Source organism: Kocuria sp. BT304 (assembly GCF_003290245.1).
Taxonomy (GTDB): domain Bacteria; phylum Actinomycetota; class Actinomycetes; order Actinomycetales; family Micrococcaceae; genus Kocuria; species Kocuria rhizophila_A.
The window spans coordinates 2,237,392-2,258,758 of the sequence record NZ_CP030039.1 but is presented as its reverse complement, the minus strand read 5'-3'; the positions used below and the strand labels follow the sequence as shown (position 1 = coordinate 2,258,758).

Genomic DNA, 21,367 nt, shown 5'->3' with positions numbered 1-21,367 from the left:
TCGCGGCGCGGTGAGGACTGCGGCGCGGACACCGTCCGTCGCGGGCATCGTGACCAGTCTCTTTCGTCAACCGTCCAGGAGGGACGACACACATGGCAAAGATGATCGCATTCGACGAAGAAGCTCGCCGCGGCCTCGAGAAGGGTCTGAACACCCTCGCGGACGCCGTCAAGGTCACGCTCGGCCCGCGCGGCCGCAACGTGGTCCTGGAGAAGTCCTGGGGCGCTCCCACCATCACCAACGACGGCGTCTCCATCGCCAAGGAGATCGAGCTCGAGGAGCCGTACGAGAAGATCGGCGCGGAGCTCGTCAAGGAGGTCGCCAAGAAGACCGACGACGTCGCCGGTGACGGCACCACCACGGCCACCGTGCTCGCCCAGGCCCTCGTGAAGGAAGGCCTGCGCAACGTGGCCGCCGGTGCGGACCCGCTGTCCCTCAAGCGCGGCATCGAGAAGGCCGTGGCCTCCGTGACCGAGCAGCTGCTGTCCTCCGCCAAGGAGATCGAGACCGAGGAGGAGATCGCCGCCACCGCGTCCATCTCCGCCGCAGACCCCGAGATCGGCAAGCTCATCGCCGAGGCCATGGAGAAGGTCGGCAAGGAAGGCGTCATCACCGTCGAGGAGTCCAACACCTTCGGGCTGGACCTCGAGCTGACCGAGGGCATGCGCTTCGACAAGGGCTACCTCTCCGGCTACTTCGTCACGGACGCGGACCGCCAGGAGGCCGTTCTGGAGGATCCCTACATCCTCATCGTGAACTCCAAGATCTCCGCCGTGAAGGACCTGGTCCCCGTGCTGGAGAAGGTCATGCAGGCCGGCAAGCCGCTGCTGATCATCGCCGAGGACGTGGACGGCGAGGCCCTGGCCATGCTGGTGCTGAACAAGATGCGCGGCGCCGTGAAGTCCGTGGCCGTGAAGGCCCCCGGCTTCGGTGACCGCCGCAAGGCCCAGCTCGCCGACATCGCCATCCTCACCGGCGGTCAGGTCATCACCGAAGAGGTCGGCCTGTCCCTCGAGTCCGCCACGATCGACCTGCTGGGCCAGGCCCGCAAGGTCGTCGTCACCAAGGACGAGACCACCATCGTGGACGGCGCCGGCACCCAGGAGGAGATCGAGGGGCGCGTGGCGCAGATCCGCGCGGAGATCAACAACTCCGACTCCGACTACGACCGCGAGAAGCTGCAGGAGCGCCTGGCCAAGCTGGCCGGCGGCGTGGCAGTGCTCAAGGCCGGTGCGGCCACCGAGGTGGAGCTCAAGGAGCGCAAGCACCGCATCGAGGACGCCGTGCGCAACGCCAAGGCAGCCGTGGAGGAGGGCATCGTCGCCGGCGGTGGCGTGGCCCTCATCCAGGCCGGTGCCAAGGTCTTCGACTCCCTGAACCTCTCGGGTGACGAGGCCACCGGTGCGAACATCGTCAAGGTCGCCATCGACGCCCCGCTCAAGCAGATCGCCCTCAACGCGGGCATGGAGCCCGGCGTGGTGGTCGACAAGGTGCGCGGGCTCGAGACCGGCTGGGGCCTCAACGCCGCCACCGGCGAGTACGAGGACCTCATGGCCGCGGGCATCAACGACCCCGTCAAGGTGACCCGTTCCGCGCTGCAGAACGCGGCGTCGATCGCCGGGCTGTTCCTCACCACGGAGGCCGTGGTGGCGGACAAGCCCGAGCCCGAGGCCGCCGGTGCGGGCGCGGGTGCCGATCCCATGGGTGGCATGGGCGGCATGATGTGATCGCACTCCACTGACGTGGAGTCCCACCCGTTCCGCGGGTGCGACCGTCGAGGGACCCCGGACGCGCAGGACGCGTCCGGGGTCCCTCGCCGTCCCGCCCCGGGCCCGGAGGTCTGCGGCGTTATGCCTGTCGGGTGGGTTTGGGAGGATGGGACCATGACGATCATCGCTTCCGCGGACGGCTCCGCGCTCGGCAACCCCGGACCGGCAGGCTGGGCCTGGTACATCGACCCCACCTCGTGGCGGGCCGGAGGATGGGCGCACGGCACCAACAACATGGGCGAGCTCACGGCCGTGCTGGACCTGCTGGAGGCCACGCGCCACCGCCGGGACGAAGCGCTCACGGTGTACTGCGACAGCCAGTACGTGATCAACTCGGTGACCAAGTGGATGCCGGGGTGGAAGAAGAAGGGCTGGAAGAAGCGCGACGGCAAGCCCGTGCTCAACGTGGACATCATGAAGGCCCTGGACCGTGAGCTGTCCGGGCGGAAGGTCACGTTCGAGTGGGTCAAGGGCCATGCTGGCCACGAGCTCAACGAGGCCGCGGACGAACGGGCCCGGGCCATGGCCATGGCGTACCAGCGCAAGATCCCGCCCGCGCAGATGCCTGTGGGGCCGGGATTCCGGGACGAGGCGTCCTCCAGTCCGGCGGCGTCCCCCTCGGCCGGGGAGCAGGGCGAACAGCAGGGGTCCGGCGCTGGTCCCGGAGCCGTCAGGGGCACCGCTGACCACGAGGCCACCCCCGCCCCGGATGCTCCCGGGAACGAGCCCGGTCGGGAGAACGCCCGATCGGACCGCAACCGCGCGGAGGTGGACGACGCCGCCCCGCACGACCTCCTCACCGAACTCGCCGCTCTGTCTGCAACCGATCCGGCGGGCCCGGCGGCCCCGGGGTCGCAGCCCTGGCCGCCCCACCTCGTGGCGGACGCCGTCCAGCGCGAACGCGCTGCGGTGTGCGTGCCCGCGGACCACCAGGGGGTGGCCGTGGGCTCCGCGCAGGTCTCCGGCGGGGAGCTGCTGCATCCCCGGGTGCTGTGCATCGACCGCTCCGGTAACACTGCGGGTGCCGCCGACTTCCCGGGGGTGCGCTCCGCCGGCGAGCTGGAGGAGGTGCGCATCACCGCGGTGGCCGCGGACGTCTACCACCTGAGCTACCGGATCGAGGAGCCCTCCGTGGTGACCCGCCGCAGCTCCGTGTGGGTCCGCGAGGACCAGCACAACGAGATGGGCCCCTGGCTGCTGCGCTTCCACCAGGTCACCGCGGAGGACTGAGCCCGGCTCACCCGGCGAACATCCGGGTGTTGGCGGCCTCCGTCTCGGCGTACTGGGTGCCTGCGGCGGCCAGGGCCTGGTTGATCTGCGCCACGGCCTGCTCCATCTGGGCCTGGGCGGAGCGCCAGGAGCGGAACGCCTCCTGGAAGCTCGCGGACGCCGTGCCCGTCCAGGAGCCCTGCAGGTCCGTGAGGGTGGAGGTCATGCCGTCGACCTCCGCGGTGAGGCGCTCGATGTGCCCGTGGGCCTGCTGGGACTTGGCGGCGATGGTGTCACTGTCGACGACGAAATGAGCCATGGTGTTCCTCCTGCGAACGGTGGGTCCCGGCGGGGTGCCGGTGCACTGCACGCTAGGAGGGCCGGGGCGCGAGCCGGCAGGGGGAGCTCCGGCCTGGGGCTCTAGGCGTCCGGTGCGGCGTCGTCCACAGGTTCCGTGTGGGGGATCCGCACGGTGAAGGTCGCGCCGCCGCCCTCGGTCTCCTCGAGCTTCACGGCGCCGTCGTGCTGCTCGATGATCGCCGCGACGATCGACAGCCCCAGGCCGGTGCCGCCCGTCTCCCGGGTGCGGGAGGAGTCCGCCCGGTAGAACCGCTCGAAGACCCGCTCGGCGTCCTGGCCGTGGATGCCGGGGCCGTGGTCCCGGACCTGCAGCACGGCGGTGAACCGGCCGTCCACAGCGGGTTCGAGTCCCACGGCGAGCTCGAGCGGCGACCCCGCGGGGGTGTAGCGCAGCGCGTTGGTCAGCAGGTTCGCCACCACCTGGCGCAGCTTGGACTCGTCCCCGTGCACCCATGCGGACTCGGGGGTGGAGTCCGCGAGCCCCCGCACGGTCACGGTGCGGTCGGGTGCGGTCGCGTGGGCGTCCGAGGCGGCGTCGTAGGCGAGGTGCAGCAGGTCCACCGGGCGGGTCGCTGCCACGCGCCGCTCGTCGAGCCGGGCCAGCGTCAGCAGGTCTTCCACGAGCTGGGTCATGCGCTTGGACTCGGACTCGATCCGGTCCATGGCCTTGCCGACGTCCTCGGGCGTCTGCAGGGCCCCGTGGCGGTACAGCTCGGAGTAGCCGCGGATGGACACCAGGGGCGTGCGCAGCTCGTGGGAGGCGTCCGCCACGAAGCGCCGCAGCTTGGTCTCGGAGCGGGTGCGGGCGTCGAAGGCGTCCTCGATGTGGCCCAGCATGGCGTTGAGGGACGTGGAGAGCTGCCCGATCTCGGTCTGGGGGTTGTAGCCCTCCATGCGCTGGGAGAGGTCACCGTCCGCGATCCGTGCGGCGGTGGCCTCCACCTGGCGCAGCGGCTGGAACGCACGTGTGACCATGACCCACCCCACCGTCATGGCGGCGATCAGGGTGGCCAGTCCGAAGCTGAAGGTCAGCAGACCCACGCCGGAGATGATGGTGTTCGTGCGGTCCAGGGGCTCGGCCACCACCACGGACATGTCGAACATGGTGAGCTTGGTGGGCACCACGCGCCACGTGCGCTCGGAGGCCCCCACGGATCCCACGGTCTCGGCCTGGCCGTCGTGGGCGATCACGTACTCCAGCGTCATGGCACCGAGGTCCGGGTCCAGCTGCTCCCCGGAGGCCGCCGCCCCGCCGCGCGCCGTGGCCACCACGTGTCCGTCCCGGTCGAGCAGGAACCCGGACGTGGGCACGGGGGTGCTCACGTCCCCCTGCAGCGCACCCGTGAGCACGGGGGCCACCGTGGGGATGGACTGGCGCAGCTCCTGGTCCATGCTGGTCACGAGCGAGTCCCGCAGCACCGAGACGGCCACCAGGGTGGTGACCAGGATGCTGACGGCCAGCAGCACGCCCGTGAGGGCCATGAGCTGGGAGCGCAGGGACGCGGAGCGGAACCGCCGGGCCAGGAGGTTCAAGGACTCAGTGGCGCTTGTCCGCGGAGCGCAGCAGGTAGCCCACGCCGCGCTTGGTGTGGATCAGGGAGGGCTGCTCGGGGTCGTTGTCGATCTTGCGGCGCAGGTAGGAGATGTAGGACTCCACGATGGAGGCGTCCCCGTTGAAGTCGTACTCCCACACGTGGTCCAGGATCTGCGCCTTGGACAGCACCCGGTTGGGGTTGAGCATGAGGTAGCGCAGCAGCTTGAACTCGGTGGGGGAGAGGTCGATCTCGCGCCCGCCGCGGAAGACCTCGTGGGCGTCGTCGTCCAGGACGAGGTCGTCCACCTTCAGGCGGGAGTCCTCCTCCTCGAGCGGCTGGGTGCGGCGCAGCACCGCGCGGATGCGGGCGACCACCTCATCGAGGCTGAAGGGCTTGGTGACGTAGTCGTCGCCGCCCACGGTCAGCCCGGCCACCTTGTCGTCGGTGTCGTCCTTGGCGGTCAGGAACAGGATGGGGAAGTGGCGCCCGGCGGCGCGCAGCTTGCGGGTCACGGAGAAGCCGTCGATGTCCGGGAGCATCACGTCCAGCACGGCGAGGTCCGGGTCCTCGGCCTCGGCTTTGAGCAGGGCGTCCCGGCCGTTGGCGGCGGTGACGACCTCGAACCCGGCGAACCGCAGGGACGTGGCGAGCAGCTCGAGGATGTTGGGCTCGTCGTCCACGACGAGCAGCTTCGCTTCGGGAGTTTTCGCGTTCATGCGCTCATTGTCTCCGAGTTTCCTGGACGCTTCCTGGCCTGTGTCCGGTCGCTTTCTGAGTGCCCCACGGGTGGGTGCGGATCGCCGTGTCCGGCGGGACTGCGGTTCCCTGGGCGGCAGTCACGTGAGTCCCGGCCGCCGCCCCGGGAGCACGGTCCCGAGCGCGGCGGGCTGGCGTCGCCGGGACGGGCGCCGTGCCCCCGTCCGGTACGACGCCGCTGCCGGCCCGGGTGCTCAGGCGCCGGGCCCGCTCAGCGCACCGAGCGGCGTCGTGCCCCGCGCAGCAGCTGCAGGCACACCAGCAGGAACGCGACCGGGAGGACCACGGCGGGGAAGAGCGTGACACCGCGCCACAGCACGTGGCCCCCCGCGGCGGCCACGAGGACGGCCACGAGGCACAGGGCGCTCAGGCCGGCCAGCACGAGGGCCACGGTGAGCAGCGGGGGAATGCCCCGCCCGGGGGTGCGGGCCGCGCCGGGGGAGGAGGTCGCGGGGGTGGTGGGGGCAGTGGATTCAGGCATGAGCACAAGGTAGCAAGCGGGGGTTGTGCGCGCGGGACCCGGACTGTTGCCCGGGCGCGCGAGGGCTAAACTGTGGTGTTCGTAAGGTGCCGCGCCCCGGGCGCGGTGACCGCACCGTGACAACGAGAGACTGAGGTGATCCGCGTGCCCACGGGCAAGGTCAAGTGGTTCGACGCAGACAAGGGGTTCGGTTTCCTGGCCACCGACGACGGCCAGGAAGTCTTCCTGCACTCGTCGGCGCTGCCCAGGGGCGTGACCACCGTGAAGCCCGGCACGCGGATGGACTTCGGGATCGCCGACGGCAAGCGCGGCGCGCAGGCGCTGTCCGCGACCGTACTGAGCGCGCCGCCCTCGGTCGCCCGCAACACCCGCAAGCCACCGGAGGAGATGGCCGTGCTCACCGAGGACCTCATCAGGCTCCTGGACGGAATGTCCAACGGGCTGCGCCGCGGGCGCTACCCGGACCGTTCCCACGGCCACAAGATCGCGGCCATCCTGCGGACCGTGGCGGATGAGCTCGATGTCTGAGCCGGTGGAGCAGCAGAACGAGCAGAGCACCGGGGAGCGCGGCAGTCAGGGTGAGGCCTCGCCAGAGGCCCGCCAGGACGCGCCGGGGGCCGTCGTCGGCACCCCGCCCACGGACGCCGTTGGGGCGGACACCGCCCCCGCCGAGGAAGCCGCGGCGACGAGTGGCCGGGCCGCCCGGGCGACCACCCGCCCCAGGACCCGCACCCGCGCCGCCAAGCAGGACGCCGTGCTCACGGCCGCCGTGGACCTCGCCCGTGAGGCCGTGGTGGCGGGAGCCCACGACGCCCGGGGGATCGGCGAGCACCTGGGCGTGCGGGTCCAGGAGGACCGTCTGCTCACCCACCTCTTCGACTGCACGCTGCCCGGGTACCCCGGCTGGACCTGGTACGCCACGGTCGCCCGCGCCCCGCGCAGCAAGCACGTCACCGTGTGCGAGTCCGGGCTGCTCTCCGGCCCCGGCTCCCTCCTCGCGCCCCCGTGGGTGCCCTGGGAGGAGCGCATGCAGGCCATCAACGAACAGGACGGGCAGGACGACGATGCCGTGCGGCCCGCGGAGAGCGGCACTGCCGGCTCCAATGGCGACGCCCGGGGCGGCTCCGCGGAGACCGGCGCGAGCGCCGGGGCATCCGGTGCACCCGGCACGGACGGGGAGCGCACGGAGACCTCCGAGGACGGCGCGTCATCGTAGTCGGCGGGTCCGGGACCGCGGGGGAGGACCTCGCGGCACCGGAGGGGACCGGGATGTTCCGGTCCCTGCGCATCCGCAACTACCGCCTGTGGTTCACGGGCGCACTGGTGTCCAACATCGGCACCTGGATGCAGCGCACCGCGCAGTCGTGGCTCGTGTTCGACGAGCTCACGGACCACGACGCCACGGCCATGGGCGTGGTCATGGCCCTGCAGTTCGTCCCGCAGCTCGTGCTGGCGCCCTACGCGGGCGTGCTCGCGGACCGCTACGACCGCCGGCGGATCCTCGTGGTCACCCAGGGCGTCATGGCGCTGCTCGCCGCGGCGCTCGGGGCCCTGCTGCTGCTCGGGGTCGCGGAACTGGGCACGGTCTACGGATTTGCCCTGGCACTGGGGATCGTGGCCACCTTCGACGCCCCCGTGCGTCAGACGTTCGTCTCCGAGATGGTTCCGGACACTCACCTGTCCAACGCCGTGGCCCTGAACTCCACCTCTTTCAACTCCGCGCGGTTGATCGGGCCGGCCGTAGCGGGCGTGCTCGTCGCCGCGGTGGGCACCGGGTGGGTGTTCATGCTCAACACCCTCACGTTCGCGGCGATGATCTGGGCCATCCTGCTGATCGACGGCACGCGGCTGCGCCCGTCCCCCCGCGCCCGGAGGGCCCGCGGCCAGATCCGCGAGGGCGTGGGGTACGTGCTGCACCGCCCGGACCTCGTGGCCGTGATGAGCACCATCTTCATGATCGGCACGTTCGGCATGAACTTCGCCGTGTACCTCGCGGCCATGGCGGGATCCGTGTTCGGCCAGGGCTCCGAGGAGTTCGGTGTGCTCAACTCCGTCCTGGCCGTCGGCACGGTCACCGGTGCGCTGCTCTCGGCCCGGCGGGAGCGGGCCCGTCTGCGCTACGTCTTCATCGGATGCGCGGCGTTCGCGGTCTCGTGCCTGGGGGCCGCCACGGCACCCGCCCTGTGGCTGTTCGCGGTGTGGCTCGTCCCGTGCGGGGTGTCCTCCCTGACCATCATGACCACCGCCAACGCCTACGTGCAGAGCACCACCTCGCCCACCATGCGCGGACGGGTCATGAGCCTGTACATGGCCATCTTCATGGGCGGCACCCCCATCGGTGCGCCCGTGGTGGGGTGGCTCACCGACACGCTCGGCGCGCGCTGGGGCATGGGCTCGGCGGTGCTCGCCGGGCTCTCGGGCGCGCTCATCGGCGCGTGGTACGCGTGGCGGCACGCGGCGCCGCGTCCCGGGGTGCCCTCGACCGCAAGCTGACGGAGTCCCCCGGGGGCGGCGTCCACCACCCCGGCGCCCACCACCCCCGCACTGCCGCGCTCGGGACCGGGCAACTCGCCAGGAACTGCCACCAGCCCCGCAACGGGCCCCGGCAGCTGGCAGCGCCCCGCGGGGTGGCGTCCGGCGGAGCGGCGCCCACCGTCTCGGCCCCACGGCGCTCGGGACGGGTCGCCACGAACGGCAGCCCGCGTCGTCGTCGGGCCCGGCAGCCGACGACGCCGCCCGGTCGCGTCCGCGCTCAGGCCAGCTCGGCCACGGTCCAGTCGATGCACTCCAGCAGCGCCCGCACGTCCGACGGGGGGACGGACGCGAACGTGGCGATTCGCAGCTGGTTGCGGCCCAGCTTGCGGTAGGGGTCCACGTCCACCACACCGTTGGCGCGCAGCACGCCTGCCACGCGGGCGGCGTCCACGGCGTCGTCGAAGTCCACCGTGCAGACCACCGGGGAGCGGTGCTCCGGCTCCGCCACGAACGGGTGCGCCACGGGACTGGACTCGGCCCACTCGTAGACGAGCGAGGAGGACTGTGCGGTGCGCGCGGCGGCCCACTGCAGCCCGCCCTGCTCGTTGAGCCAGCGCACCTGCTCGTCGAGCATCACGAGGCCCGCGAGGGCCGGGGTGTTGTACGTCTGGTGCTTGCGGGAGTTCTCCACGGCCGTGGCCAGGGACAGGACGTCCGGGATCCAGCGGTCGGAGGCCGCGATGCGCTCCACCCGTTCGAGGGCGGCGGGGGAGAAGGCGGCGAACCAGATCCCGCCGTCGCTGCCGAAGTTCTTCTGGGGCGAGAAGTAGTAGACGTCCGTCTGCGCGAGGTCCACGGCCATCCCACCCGCGGCGGACGTGGCGTCCACCACGGTCAGGGCGTCGTCCACCGGCACCCGCCGCACCGGCATGGCCACGCCCGTGGAGGTCTCGTTCTGCGGCCACGCGTAGACGTCCACGCCCGCCTCCGGGCGGGGCCCTGCCGGGCGGGATCCCGCAGGGGCCTCGATCACGTGGGAGCGCTCCAGGAACGGCGCGCGGTCCGTGACGCTCGCGAACTTCGCTCCGAACTCGCCGAACACCAGGTGCTCGGCGCGCGAGCGGACCAGGCTGAAGGCCGCGCTGTCCCAGAAGGTGCTGGCACCCCCCAGACCCAGGACCATCTCGTAGCCGGCGGGGAGGTCGAAGAACCGCGCGAGACCCGCCTGCACGCGGGCCACCAGGTCCTTTACCGGGTTCTGGCGGTGGGACGTGCCCAGCAGGCGGGTTCCCTCACGCGCGAGGGCCGCCAGCTGCTCGGGGCGCACCCGCGACGGGCCGGCGCCGAAGCGACCGTCCTCGGGCAGCAGGTGGGCGGGGATCACGGGTGTGCTGGTCACGAGGGCTCCTTGCGGGCGGGCGAAGGCGGGTCTCCCCATTGTGCCCGTCTCCGCGGCCCCGAGGTGCACGGGGTGCCGGGACACGGGATGCCATGACGCGCGGCGCCGGGATGCGGAAGCCCCGGAGCCCGGCAGGGCCCGGGACGCGGGATGCGACGCGTGCCGCGAGGAGCCCCGGCGCGGGCGATGACGCGGCGCGGGGCCCGGCGGACGTGAGCCACCTCGCTACAATCGTCCTGAATCATTCCTGGGCTGGACCGACCCCGACCGGGGACCGTAGACCCGCGCGCCGTGGTGCGCAGAACTGTGAGGACGGACCATGAGCGGCGACCTGATCGACACCACCGAGATGTACCTGCGGACGGTGCTGGAGCTCGAGGAGGAGGGCATCACGCCCATGCGGGCCCGCATCGTGGAGCGGCTGCACCACTCGGGCCCCACGGTGTCCCAGACGGTCTCCCGCATGGAACGGGACGGACTGCTGTCCGTCGCGCAGGACCGTTCGCTGCGACTCACCCCCACCGGGCGCGCCACCGCGGTGTCCGTGATGCGCAAGCACCGGCTCGCGGAGCGCCTTTTGGCTGACGTGGTGGGGCTGGACATGGCACACGTGCACGAGGAGGCGTGCCGCTGGGAGCACGTGATGAGCGAACGCGTGGAGCGCCGCCTGGTGGACCTGCTGGGCGATCCGGAGCTCTCCCCGTACGGCACCCCGATCCCGGGCCGCGGCGCGGGGGAGCAGGGCACCGAGGCCTTCGGGGGCCTGACGCTGTGGGACGTCGCGGCGGCCGGCGACGGCGCCGAGCACCGCGTGCGCCTGCTGCCGGAGGTCGTGCAGGCGGATCTCGAGCTGATCGAGATGCTCAGCTCGGCGGGGATCCTCACCGGCTCGCGGGTCACCGCAGAGCCGAACCCCGGGGACCAGCACCGGGTGGTCGTCACCAACCTGGACGCGGACGTCTCCCTGGACCTCGACGACGCCACGGCGCGCGCCATCAGGGTCACCCCTGCAGGGTCCTGACGCCCCGCACGCCCTCGCGGCCGTGACCTTCCCGATGTGTGGATGGTCACGGACGTTCTCATGGATCCGGAGCCCGCTGCTGCCCTGATACGTGGCGTCGTGGCTTGTCAGCGCGGCTTTCGTGGCTTGCGTGTCGTCATACCCGGGTATGGCAATTCATTCTTGAAAACTAATCAATCACGATCTTTGATCCGCACTGGTGCCCGATCCGTGACCGGTTGTAACCAAAACGTGACTTTTTCGTGATCTGTCCTGTACAGTCGTGTCCGTGCCGATCACTGGTCGGATCCGGCACTCCCGAACGCGATCGCCGAGTTCTGCCATGCGCACCGGGACCCGTACACAGAACATCCGCATGGCAGAAGCGGGGGAACCACTTCCGGATTCGTGACAGCCCGTCGAATCCTAGGGGTCAAGCCGGCACGGCTCACCAGCACGTGCGGCCGGATGTCTCCCATCCGAACCCGACAGCTCACCCCGCAGGCGTAGGGAGGAACACACACATGTCTTTCAGGAAGAACAACTCTGCCCGTCACCGCGCTGAGGCCTCGTCGCACATCGTGCGCAACACCACCGTCGCCACCGTGGCGGCCGGTGCCGCCGTGGCCGGCATCGCGATGCCCGCCCAGGCATCCGCGGACGTCGTGGACCTCGGGTCCACCACCTCCTACGCCTCCTCCACTTCTTCGCTGGAGGCCTACAACACCTCGTACACCACCCCGGCCGCGGACACCATGGCGTCCAGCTCCGGTGTGAGCACGCAGTCCAACCACGCCGCCGGCGGCACCGTGGGCACGGCCTACCAGGGCATCGGCGGCGCCTACGTCTGGGGCGGCACCGGCTTCAAGGCCTGGGACTGCTCGGGCTTCACCCAGTGGGTGTACGCGCAGAACGGCATCAACCTGCCCCGCACCACGTGGGCCCAGTTCGCCGCAGGCACCCCGACCTCCAACCCGCAGCCCGGCGATCTGGTCTCCCAGAACGGCGGCTCGCACGTGGGGATCTACATCGGCAACGGCCAGATGATCTCCGCCCTCAACCCCATGCAGGGCACTCAGGTTCACTCCGTGAACGCCATGCAGCTGGACGGCTTCTACAGCGTCCGGTGATCTGAGGGGACCGACGGCCTCCTGCGCCGTCGGTCCACGGATCGCACCGCGATCCCCGGCCGCCGGGACGCCCGCACGCACCGTGCGGGCCCGGCCGAGCCGCACGAACTGACTGAACGAGAAGAAAAGCACCGCCCACAGACGGTGAACCGCAGCTGCGTTTGACAACGTCGCGGTCACTGCACACCTCCGTGCCCTGGGTGGACACGAACGTGTTAGGAAACCACACGCATGACGAACGAAACCGCTTCCCACTCCGCCAAGAGCCTCTTCGCCGGCAAGGCCCGCACCGTGGCCGCCGTCGCCGCCTTCTCCGGCCTGGCGCTGGCCACCACCGTGTCCGTGCAGGCCACGCAGAACGCTGACGAGCAGGCTCCCGCCGCCGCCGTGTCCGAGGCTCCCGCCTCCGAGAACACCGTCTCCGCACAGCCCGCAGCCAAGGCCGACAAGGCTGAGAAGGCCAAGGAGAAGAAGACCGAGAAGGCCAAGGCCCCGGCGCAGCCCGCCGCGATCCAGGCCGCTCCCGTGGCCGACGTGACCCCGGTGGCTCCCCAGGTGGCCCCGGCCGCCGAGACCGTGACCCCCGTGGCCGAGACCGTGACCCCTGTGGCCGAGACCGCTGCCCCCGCCGCTCCGGTGGCCCAGCAGGGCCGTCACGCCGCCGAGCCGACCGCACAGACCCTGCAGGCCGAGACCGCGGCGCAGCAGCACTCCCAGGTCGCCGACCACAACGTCCAGGGCTACGGTGACACCCGGGCCAAGGCCAGCAACACCGGCGGCACCGTGACGCCGCAGTCCACCCAGCAGACCAAGCCCGCCTCGGGCTCCGTGAGCGGCCAGGGCATCCTCGGTGCCGCCGAGGGCCAGATCGGCGTGAACCAGGACTGCACCGCGCTGGTGTCCAACGCCCTGCGCGCCGTGGGCATCAACCACCACGGCTGGCCCGCGAGCTACAAGTCCCTGGGCCGCTCGGTCTCCGCCGCTGAGGCCCAGGCTGGGGACATCGCCTACTACGCCGACGGCGGCGCGGGCGTGGCCCACGTGGCCATCTACGCCGGCAACGGCCAGGCCATCCACGGCGGCTGGAACGGCAACCAGACCGTGAAGACCACCGCGTACGTGGGCTCCGGCCCCGAGTTCATCCGCGTGGGCTGAGCTCAGCAGAGCTGGGTGCGGTGCCGCGAGGCACCGGGCCACACCTCGTGACGAGTCGGGACCGGTTGTGTACCCGCTCCCGATGAGGACGAGATAGACCGTACGGACCCTGTCGACCACAGGGTCCGTACGCTTTTAACATCCGCGCCCCGCGGCCCGTGCGGTGGGCGTCCAGGGGCGGGACGTAGAATCGGAGCCATGTCCACCGACTTCTCCAGCGCCGCCAGAACCCCCCAGGACCAGGAATTCACGTACTACGCCGTGGGCATGCTCGCGGGGGCCGTGCCCGGGATCGTCGTGGGGTTCGTGGTGGCAGCCTTCGCGGGTCACGTGGCCATGTGGCTCTCCGTGTTCGGCGGGCTGGGCATCATCGTGGGTCTCGTCCTCGCCGCGGTCCTCTTCCGACGCCGCCGCGCCGCCGCCCGAGCGGCAGATCCGTCCGGTGCCGCCGACGACGCCGCGGACGGTCCCGCGACCCGCGCGTAGCCCGAGCAGCGCATGCCGGGTCGGCCGCGGTGAGACGGCCACACTGAACCCATCACACCGACGCGGTGAGCTCCACCATCTCCCGGTCCAGGTTGTGCCGGGCCCGCGCCTCCCACAGTTCCACCGCGCGCGGATCGTGGAACAGCCGGGGCGCCCTCTGCAGCCCGGCCAGCACCTCCGCGCGTGCCGCGCGGAACTGCGGCTCCGGGACGTGCGCGTACTCCCTCCGAACGGCAGCCCGGTAGCGCTCGTACTCCTCGGCGCTCCCGCCGAGCACGGAGAGGTCCGCATCCACCAGCAGGCACGCGTCCCGGTCCGCCGGGTCCGGGCGGTGGTGGGCGGTCACGAGAACCAGCTCGGCCACCCTGTCCGCGGTCCGTGGGCCCCACTGCGCGGTGGCGGGATCCTGCACCGGCGTGTCCCGCGGAGAGCTCTCGTCGGTGAGCAGACGCCGGGCGAGTTCGGCGGAGTCGCGCTCGTCCTGACCGGCCCGGCCGTCGTGCACGGCGTCGTGGAACCACGCCGCGAGCACCAGCTCGAGGGACGGCGCCGCGTCCGTGAGCAGGTCGAGGGCCTCCAGGACGGCCAGCAGGTGGCCGGGACCGTGGTAGTCGCGGTGCGGCTCGCCCCACCGCTGCCGCAGCTGTTCACCCAGGCGGGCATGGCCCGGGACGTGGCGCTCCCAACGGGAGGCGAGGGCCGTGGCCAGCTTGGCCGGACGGCGTCGTGCGGGGATCCGGAGGCCGCTGCGGATCAGGATGCGGGCCAGCTGCTTGCCGTCCACCGCCACCGCACCCTGCGCGACCGCGGCCGCGTGACGGTGCGCCGGGACGTCGTAGTGGTCCTGGTCGAACGCGCGTTCCGAGACCCCCAGCTCACGCGCGAACGCGTGCAGCTCGGCGAGGGAACGGTCCGAGACCAGGTGCGAGAACACGGTGCCGTGTGCGGGCCACCGCGGCGGGTCGATGTAGACGGTCATGGCCCCATTGTGCGCCCGACTCGCGGGGGCGCACCTCCCGCGGATACAGTGGGGCACTGTTGCCCTCGTAGCTCAGGGGATAGAGCACGGCTCTCCTAAAGCCGGTGTCGTTGGTTCGAATCCAATCGAGGGCACGCACCACGCCCCGCCCGTGCGCGGATGCCACGGTCCCGCACCGCCCCGGACGTCCCGGAACGGGGGCCGGGAATCCGCCGCCGGGCGGGGCGCACTCGTGTCCGGGCACGCGGGCCCGCGAGGATGCCAGTACGCCAGGATGCCGACACATCAGGACTCGGGCATCCGGAGCGCGTGGGGAGCGGTCTCCTGTCCCGACCCCGAGCAGGCGATCGCGGTCTCAGTCGCGCGGGCGCTGGCCCGGGAGCTCTCCGCGGGCGAAGTCCGAGAGCTTGCGGCGCACCACGGAGACCACCACGAGCACGGCGATCAGCACCAGGCCCGCGAACAGCACCCACCGGGTGACCACCAGCGCGGAGGCGAGCGCAGCGGCGTCCCGGTCCGCGGGGTGGGCCACGGCGGCGTCGAGCGCGGAGTTCCCGGCCACGAAGACCACGGCGTAGCCCAGGACCACGGCCCAGTAGACCCACTTCCGGGCACGCTGCGGGGTGTTCAGACCGGTGAACAGCAGCCATCCGAGGCTCGTGAGCAGGGGGGCGAACAGGCCCGTGGTCGCGTGGACGCCCTCGTACTCGGTGAGCCCGTCCGCACCCAGCCCGCGCGCGAACTGCGCCACGTGCTCGGGAGCGAAACCGCCGGGGAGCAGCTCGGGAGCGGTGACCCCGCCGGCCATGTGCCCGGAGACGCCCTGCAGCACCAGCAGGTGGTAGTAGAGCCACAGTGCGAGGCCCACGAAGAACGCGACGCCCACCAGGATCCCGGCGGAGGAGGCCTTGGTGGGCTCGGCGGCGAGCTGGCCGTCCCGCATCTCGTGGACGCTCACGGGCCGCACGCGGGCACCGCGGCTGCTCGTGGAACCGGCCGGCGCGGCGCCCGTGGTGTCCCCGTACTTCCTGGCCTTCTGCGCTCTGGTCATACCCATGGCCCCATTATCCCCCGGGGCGTACTGTGATCAGGGACGGGTGACCACGCTCGAGGACGAGGTGGAGGACAGGTGCCCCCAGCGGCACCGCGAAAGGTGGTGACGGTCATGGAGCTCTCCATCGGCCTTCCGGACGGTCTGCTCATGAGCGCGGGTGACGGCTCGGAGCTCACGCTGTACGAGGCGGACCACACCACCGTGCGCCGCAGGATCGACTGCTCCGTCCTGGCCGGTGCCCGCATGGCCGACATCGTCTGGTCCCACAAGCTCTCCGCCGTGGTCGCGGCGGTCCCCGACCGCCACCAGCTCTTCCGCTGGGACGCCTACACGGACGTCCTGCAGGAGTGGGCGGGCACGGGGGAGCCCGGGCGCCGGGACGGCCGGGTGGCCCAGGCCAAGTTCGCCGCCACGGTGTCCATCACGGAGGGCGGGGACGGCCGGCTGTGGTTCGTGGACCGGGACTCCTCCTCCCTGCGGTGCCTCACGATCGACACGGACCGGCCCGACGGCGATCCCCACGTGGTCACGGTGGTCGGCCGGCACGGTGCGGGCTACCAGGACGGTCCCGCCACGGAGGCCAGGCTCGACCACCCCGAGGACCTGCAGATGCTCTACGACGGCTCGGTGGTCGTGGCCGACACCGGCAACCACGCGCTGCGCCACGTGGACGTCACGGACGGCGAGGTCACCACCATCTGCGGCGGACCGGATCAGGTCCCCGACGAGCTGTCCGACGACGACCTCGTGCTGCAGTCCCCCGTGCGGGTCACGGTGGCGGACTCCCAGCTGTGGGTCGAGGACGCCAACGGACGCCACCAGGTGGAACCCCGCTACGTGTGAGGGCGGCGAGCACCCGGCCGGGGGTTCCTCGGGCGGGCAACCCCGCCCGTCAGCGCGTCCGAGCCCCTCGATAGACTGGGCGCACCATGGACTACCTCTCTGACAACCCGCTGCTCTCCGCCGCCTCGGTGCGCTCCTCGACCGCCGGGGCCCCGCACGAGCCGTCCGATGCCGTCGCGTCCCCGGAGCAGCTCGTGGCGGGGCTCAACGAGCCCCAGCGCGCCGCGGTCGAGCACGCGGGGGCGCCCCTGCTCATCGTCGCTGGCGCGGGCTCGGGCAAGACCAGGGTGCTGACCCACCGGATCGCCCACCTGCTGGCCACCGGCCGGGCACGGCGCGGGGAGATCCTCGCCATCACGTTCACCAACAAGGCCGCCGCGGAGATGCGCGAGCGGATCGCCGAGCTGGTGGGGGACTCCGCCCGCACCATGTGGATCTCCACGTTCCACTCCCTGTGCGTGCGGATCCTGCGCCGGGAGGCCAAGACCCTGGGGCTGAACACCAACTTCTCCATCTACGACTCCGCAGACTCGCTGCGGCTGATCACCCAGGTGGCCAAGCAGCACGAGCTGGACCCGAAGCGCTTCGCCCCCAAAGCCATCCAGCACAGGATCTCGGCGCTGAAGAACGAGCTCGTGGACGACGAGACCTGCCTGGCCCGGGCGAGCTCCACGGACCCGTTCGAGTCCGCCGTGGCCCAGGTGTACCGCGGGTACACCCAGCGGCTGCGGGCGGCCAACGCCATGGACTTCGACGACCTCATCGGCGAGACCGTCCACATGTTCCGGGCCTTTCCCCAGGTGCTGGAGTACTACCGCCGGCGCTTCCGCCACGTGCTCGTGGACGAGTACCAGGACACCAACCACGCCCAGTACGCACTGGTGCGCGAGCTCGTGGGCGGGGACTCGCCCGGTCACACGGACGAGTCCGGGATCCCCCCGGCCGAGCTCACGGTGGTGGGGGACTCGGACCAGTCCATCTACGCGTTCCGCGGGGCGGACATCCGCAACATCACGGACTTCGAGCGGGACTTCCCGGCCGCGCGCACCATCATGCTGGAGCAGAACTACCGCTCCACGCAGAACATCCTCTCCGCGGCCAACGCGGTGATCTCCCAGAACGCGGACCGCCGGGACAAGAAGCTGTGGACCGCCGAGGGGGACGGTGCCCCCATCGTGGGCTACGCCGCGGAGAACGAGCACGAGGAGGCCCGGTTCATCGCGGAGGAGATCGACAGGCTCCAGGACGAGCACGGGATCCGCCCCGGGGACGTGGCCGTGTTCTACCGCACCAACGCCCAGTCGCGCTCCCTCGAGGAGATCCTGATGCGCGTGGGGCTGCCCTACAAGGTGGTGGGCGGCACGCGGTTCTACGAGCGCAAGGAGATCAAGGACGCCATGTCCTACCTGCGCGCGATCGCCAACCCAGCGGACGACATCACGGTGCGACGCATCGTCAACGAGCCCAAGCGCGGGATCGGGGACCGCGCCCAGGGGTCCATCGCGGCGCTCGCGGACCGTGAGGGCATCTCGTTCTCCGAGGCGATGCACCGCCTGGACGAGGCGCCGGGGCTCGCCACGCGCTCCGCCAACGCGATCCGCACGTTCGCCCAGCTCATGGACGACCTGGGCGAGCTCGCCCAGGGTGCGTCCGTGACCGCGGTGCTCGAGGCCGTGCTGGAGCAGTCCGGCTACCTGGAGGCCCTGCGCACCTCCACGGACCCGCAGGACGAGTCCCGCGTGGAGAACCTGGCGGAGCTCGTGGCCGTGGTGCGCGAGTTCGAGAAGGACCGCCCGGAGGCCGGCCTGGGAGAGTTCCTGGAGCACGTGGCCCTCGTGGCGGACGCGGACCAGATCCCCTCGCGCCCGGACACCGCCGCTGAGGGCACGGCGAGCGCCCAGCAGATCGCCCAGGAGGTCGAGGAAGCCCGCGACCAGGGGGTCGTGACCCTCATGACGCTTCACACCGCCAAGGGCCTGGAGTTCCCGGTGGTGTTCCTCACCGGCATGGAGCACGGGATCTTCCCGCACCAGCGCAGCTTCGCGGACCCCTCCAGCATGGAGGAGGAGCGGCGGCTCGCGTACGTGGGCATCACTCGGGCCCGGCAGCGGCTCTACATCACCCGCGCGGAGTCCCGTTCCCTGTGGGGCCAGTCCCAGTTCAACCCGGCCAGTCCGTTCCTGGACGAGATCCCCGCGCACCTCATCGACTGGAAGCGCGAGGGCGCGGCCGCGTCCGGAGGCTGGGGCTCGCCCGTCCACGCGGGCTCCGGGGGCGGAACCCGCGACCCGCTGCGGGGCTCCTCCTGGGGCGCCGGTGCCGGTTCCGGGGCAACGTTCCGCAGGCTCTCGCCCTCGCGGGTGGAGCCGAACCGGGAGATCCCCTCGCTCAGCGTGGGGGACGCCGTGGAGCACAAGGCCTTCGGCCGCGGATCGGTGGTCGCGCTCGAGGGCAGCGGGGACAAGACCGTGGCGAAGGTGCGCTTCGGCGCGGAGGAGAAGCGGCTGCTGCTGCGCTACGCGCCCATGACCAAGGTCTCCTGAGAACTGCGGGACTCCGCGCGGGGGCGCCCGCGCTCAGAGCACCGCGAAGGCCAGCAGGGTGAACGGCGCGGTGATGCGCAGGGACTCGCCGCCGCGCACGTGCACCACGCCCAGCAGCGTGCACACCACCAGGGTGCTCAGCGCCACGGCCGGGCCGCGGGAGAGCAGGGCCACGGCACCCGTGACCGCTCCGAGCGCCAGCCCGCCCCACGGCACCCACCGTGCGCCGCGCAACGTCACCACGCTCAGCACGGCCCGGTGCGCGTACGCGAGGATGCTTGCAAGCACCGCGCACCGGCCCACGAGGCGGACCAGCCACGCGAGCACCGCCACCCACGACGCCGCACCGTAGGCTTCGTACAGCGTGGCGAAGCGTTCCACGGGCGCCAGCCCCGGGACGCCCAGCAGTGCGGGGAGCACGATCGCCACCACCACGGCACCCACGGCGCACCCCAGGACCGTGCGCCACGCGCGGTGGTCGAGGGCGGCGTCGTCGCGACCGTCCGGGGTGCCGCTGGGCAGGGGGTCCACGCCCCGGCGTCGGGACCACAGCACGAGCGCCCGGGCCGTGAACCACCACAGGATCCCGAGACCGGCCCACACGACGGCCTGCCAGCCCAGGGGATAGAGGGTGGGCACAGTGCCCGTGAGGGTCAGCACGGTGCCGTCCACCACGAGGTCGAGACCGAGGCCCAGCACGGCGAATGTGGCGAGCGAAGCCATGAACCCGGGATCCGCCTCCCTGGCGTCCCACACGTCCGGCACTCCGATCCATCGCATGGGCCCAGTCAACCAGCACCGCGGCCGCGCCACGGAATCCCGCGGAGGGGCGGGCCCCGTCCACTCACTGGAGTACGGCGAAACCTGGCCCCATGGACTAAAATCGCGGTGAGGGCACTGTGAGCGCGCCGATGCGCCGCATCCCCCCACATCAGGTCGCTCCAGCCGGGGGTTCCCGGCGCGGAACGACACACCTCGACGCAGAAGGACACCTATCCGTGGACCTGTTTGAGTACCAGGCACGCGACCTGTTCGAGAAGCACGGTGTTCCCGTGCTGGCCGGCATCGTCGCCACTACCCCAGAAGAAGCCAAGGCAGCCGCAGAGAAGATCGGCGGCGTGACCGTCGTCAAGGCCCAGGTCAAGGTGGGCGGCCGCGGCAAGGCCGGCGGCGTCAAGGTCGCGAAGACCCCGGAGGAGGCCTACGAGTACGCCCAGCAGATCCTGGGGATGGACATCAAGGGCCACACCGTGCACCGCGTGATGATCGCGCAGGGCGCGGACATCGCCGAGGAGTACTACTTCTCCGTGCTGCTGGACCGCGCCAACCGCTCCTACCTGGCCATGTGCTCGGTCGAGGGCGGCATGGAGATCGAGCAGCTCGCCGTCGAGCGCCCGGACGCCCTGGCCCGCGTAGACGTCAGCCCCGCGGACGGCATCACCGAGGCCAAGGCCCGCGAGATCGTGGAGCAGGCCAAGTTCGACGCCGAGACCGCTGAGAAGGTCATCCCCGTGCTCGTGAAGCTCGGGGAGGTCTACGCCAAGGAGGACGCCACCCTGGTGGAGGTCAACCCCCTGGTCAAGACCGGTGACGGCGAGATCCTCGCCCTGGACGGCAAGGTGTCCCTGGACGACAACGCCGCGTTCCGCCACCCGGAGCACGCCGAGCTCGCGGACAAGACCACGGCCGATCCCCTGGAGGAGAAGGCCAAGGAGAACGACCTCAACTACGTCAAGCTCGACGGCGAGGTCGGGATCATCGGCAACGGTGCGGGTCTGGTCATGTCCACCCTGGATGTCGTGGCCTACGCCGGTGAGAAGCACGGGGACGTCAAGCCCGCCAACTTCCTGGACATCGGCGGCGGCGCCTCGGCCGAGGTCATGGCCGCGGGCCTGGACGTGATCCTGGGCGACCCCCAGGTGAAGTCCGTGTTCGTCAACGTCTTCGGTGGGATCACCGCGTGCGACGCCGTGGCCAACGGCATCGTCAAGGCCCTGGAGATCCTCGGCGACTCCGCCACCAAGCCCATCGTGGTGCGCCTGGACGGCAACAACGTGGACGAGGGCCGCGCGATCCTCCGCGAGGCCAACCACCCGCTGATCACCACCGCGGACACCATGGACGCCGGCGCCGACAAGGCCGCCGAGCTCGCCCACGCCGCCAAGTAACCGCCCCCGAGCACAGCTACCAGGA

General features: G+C 71.5%; 20 protein-coding genes, 1 tRNA gene and 1 riboswitch. Of the genes, 13 read left to right on the top strand and 8 right to left on the bottom strand.

Features of this window, described 5'->3' with window-relative positions; all coding sequences use genetic code 11:
* The first annotated feature begins 92 nt into the window (after positions 1-92).
* Positions 93-1,727, top strand: coding sequence for a chaperonin GroEL (gene groL / locus DNL27_RS09960; RefSeq protein WP_012398905.1), 1,635 nt, complete (start codon positions 93-95; stop codon positions 1,725-1,727).
* A gap of 156 nt (positions 1,728-1,883) precedes the next feature.
* Complete coding sequence (locus DNL27_RS09955) at positions 1,884-2,999, top strand: RNase H family protein (RefSeq protein ID WP_112235453.1); 1,116 nt, start codon at positions 1,884-1,886, stop codon at positions 2,997-2,999.
* A 7-nt stretch (positions 3,000-3,006) separates the two neighbouring features.
* On the opposite strand, the gene DNL27_RS09950 is transcribed toward DNL27_RS09955, so the two are convergent.
* The 4 genes from DNL27_RS09950 to DNL27_RS09935 form a co-directional block, all read right to left on the bottom strand.
* Entirely contained in the window at positions 3,007-3,297 is a 291-nt protein-coding gene (locus DNL27_RS09950) for a WXG100 family type VII secretion target (RefSeq protein WP_112235452.1), read from the bottom strand.
* 101 nt (positions 3,298-3,398) lie between these two features.
* A complete protein-coding gene (locus DNL27_RS09945) occupies positions 3,399-4,871 on the bottom strand; it encodes an ATP-binding protein (protein WP_012398902.1) in 1,473 nt (490 codons plus the stop codon).
* Positions 4,872-4,875: 4 nt separating this feature from the next.
* Positions 4,876-5,589, bottom strand: a complete 714-nt coding sequence (locus DNL27_RS09940) for a response regulator transcription factor (protein ID WP_112235451.1) — start codon at positions 5,587-5,589, stop codon at positions 4,876-4,878.
* Between the two features lie 251 nt (positions 5,590-5,840).
* Positions 5,841-6,110 carry a hypothetical protein gene (locus DNL27_RS09935; RefSeq protein WP_012398900.1) on the bottom strand — a complete coding sequence of 90 codons (270 nt, stop codon included), beginning with the start codon at positions 6,108-6,110 and terminating at the stop codon, positions 5,841-5,843.
* Positions 6,111-6,254: 144 nt separating this feature from the next.
* On the opposite strand from DNL27_RS09935, the gene DNL27_RS09930 reads away from it, so the two are divergent.
* The 3 genes from DNL27_RS09930 to DNL27_RS09920 are packed head-to-tail and all read left to right on the top strand — an operon-like array spanning position 6,255 to position 8,603.
* The gene (locus DNL27_RS09930) at positions 6,255-6,638 is read left to right on the top strand and encodes a cold-shock protein (RefSeq protein ID WP_012398899.1); all 384 of its coding nucleotides are present in this window, start codon (positions 6,255-6,257) and stop codon (positions 6,636-6,638) included.
* Positions 6,631-7,326, top strand: a complete 696-nt coding sequence (locus tag DNL27_RS09925) for a DUF3027 domain-containing protein (protein ID WP_162627128.1) — start codon at positions 6,631-6,633, stop codon at positions 7,324-7,326. The genes DNL27_RS09930 and DNL27_RS09925 overlap by 8 nt, the downstream gene beginning before the upstream one ends.
* Before the next feature lie 53 nt (positions 7,327-7,379).
* Positions 7,380-8,603 carry an MFS transporter gene (locus DNL27_RS09920; protein WP_112235449.1) on the top strand — a complete coding sequence of 408 codons (1,224 nt, stop codon included), beginning with the start codon at positions 7,380-7,382 and terminating at the stop codon, positions 8,601-8,603.
* 259 nt (positions 8,604-8,862) lie between these two features.
* Here DNL27_RS09920 and serC read toward each other — a convergent pair whose 3' ends face one another.
* Complete coding sequence (gene serC, locus DNL27_RS09915; protein WP_112235448.1) at positions 8,863-10,023, bottom strand: phosphoserine transaminase; 1,161 nt, start codon at positions 10,021-10,023, stop codon at positions 8,863-8,865.
* A 280-nt stretch (positions 10,024-10,303) separates the two neighbouring features.
* Here serC and DNL27_RS09910 point away from each other — a divergent pair, with 280 nt between their 5' ends.
* The 4 genes from DNL27_RS09910 (at position 10,304) to DNL27_RS09895 (ending at position 13,755) form a co-directional block, all read left to right on the top strand.
* Positions 10,304-11,005: a metal-dependent transcriptional regulator gene (locus DNL27_RS09910; protein ID WP_112235447.1), complete on the top strand. Its 702-nt coding sequence runs from the start codon at positions 10,304-10,306 to the stop codon at positions 11,003-11,005.
* Positions 11,006-11,303: 298 nt separating this feature from the next.
* Positions 11,304-11,503: riboswitch (cyclic di-AMP (ydaO/yuaA leader) on the top strand.
* A 5-nt stretch (positions 11,504-11,508) separates the two neighbouring features.
* Positions 11,509-12,114 carry a C40 family peptidase gene (locus DNL27_RS09905; protein ID WP_112235446.1) on the top strand — a complete coding sequence of 202 codons (606 nt, stop codon included), beginning with the start codon at positions 11,509-11,511 and terminating at the stop codon, positions 12,112-12,114.
* A gap of 231 nt (positions 12,115-12,345) precedes the next feature.
* Positions 12,346-13,269, top strand: a complete 924-nt coding sequence (locus tag DNL27_RS09900) for a C40 family peptidase (protein ID WP_112235445.1) — start codon at positions 12,346-12,348, stop codon at positions 13,267-13,269.
* Positions 13,270-13,467: 198 nt separating this feature from the next.
* On the top strand, positions 13,468-13,755 hold the full coding sequence (locus DNL27_RS09895; RefSeq protein WP_112235444.1) for a hypothetical protein: 288 nt from the start codon (positions 13,468-13,470) through the stop codon (positions 13,753-13,755).
* A 52-nt stretch (positions 13,756-13,807) separates the two neighbouring features.
* Here DNL27_RS09895 and DNL27_RS09890 read toward each other — a convergent pair whose 3' ends face one another.
* Positions 13,808-14,734 carry a DUF4031 domain-containing protein gene (locus DNL27_RS09890; protein WP_112235443.1) on the bottom strand — a complete coding sequence of 309 codons (927 nt, stop codon included), beginning with the start codon at positions 14,732-14,734 and terminating at the stop codon, positions 13,808-13,810.
* Positions 14,735-14,795: 61 nt separating this feature from the next.
* Between DNL27_RS09890 and DNL27_RS09885 the strand changes: the two genes are divergently transcribed.
* Positions 14,796-14,868: transfer RNA gene (locus tag DNL27_RS09885), tRNA-Arg, on the top strand.
* 221 nt (positions 14,869-15,089) lie between these two features.
* On the opposite strand, the gene DNL27_RS09880 is transcribed toward DNL27_RS09885, so the two are convergent.
* Positions 15,090-15,791: a hypothetical protein gene (locus DNL27_RS09880; RefSeq protein ID WP_112235442.1), complete on the bottom strand. Its 702-nt coding sequence runs from the start codon at positions 15,789-15,791 to the stop codon at positions 15,090-15,092.
* A 108-nt stretch (positions 15,792-15,899) separates the two neighbouring features.
* Here DNL27_RS09880 and DNL27_RS09875 point away from each other — a divergent pair, with 108 nt between their 5' ends.
* Together DNL27_RS09875 and pcrA are read left to right on the top strand one after the other, a co-directional pair.
* Complete coding sequence (locus DNL27_RS09875) at positions 15,900-16,631, top strand: integrase (RefSeq protein ID WP_234449045.1); 732 nt, start codon at positions 15,900-15,902, stop codon at positions 16,629-16,631.
* Between the two features lie 86 nt (positions 16,632-16,717).
* A complete protein-coding gene (pcrA, locus tag DNL27_RS09870; protein ID WP_112235441.1) occupies positions 16,718-19,174 on the top strand; it encodes a DNA helicase PcrA in 2,457 nt (818 codons plus the stop codon).
* A gap of 33 nt (positions 19,175-19,207) precedes the next feature.
* On the opposite strand, the gene DNL27_RS09865 is transcribed toward pcrA, so the two are convergent.
* Positions 19,208-19,954, bottom strand: a complete 747-nt coding sequence (locus tag DNL27_RS09865) for a hypothetical protein (protein ID WP_041297403.1) — start codon at positions 19,952-19,954, stop codon at positions 19,208-19,210.
* A 218-nt stretch (positions 19,955-20,172) separates the two neighbouring features.
* Here DNL27_RS09865 and sucC point away from each other — a divergent pair, with 218 nt between their 5' ends.
* Entirely contained in the window at positions 20,173-21,342 is a 1,170-nt protein-coding gene (gene sucC, locus DNL27_RS09860; protein ID WP_012398886.1) for an ADP-forming succinate--CoA ligase subunit beta, read from the top strand.
* Positions 21,343-21,367 lie beyond the last annotated feature (25 nt).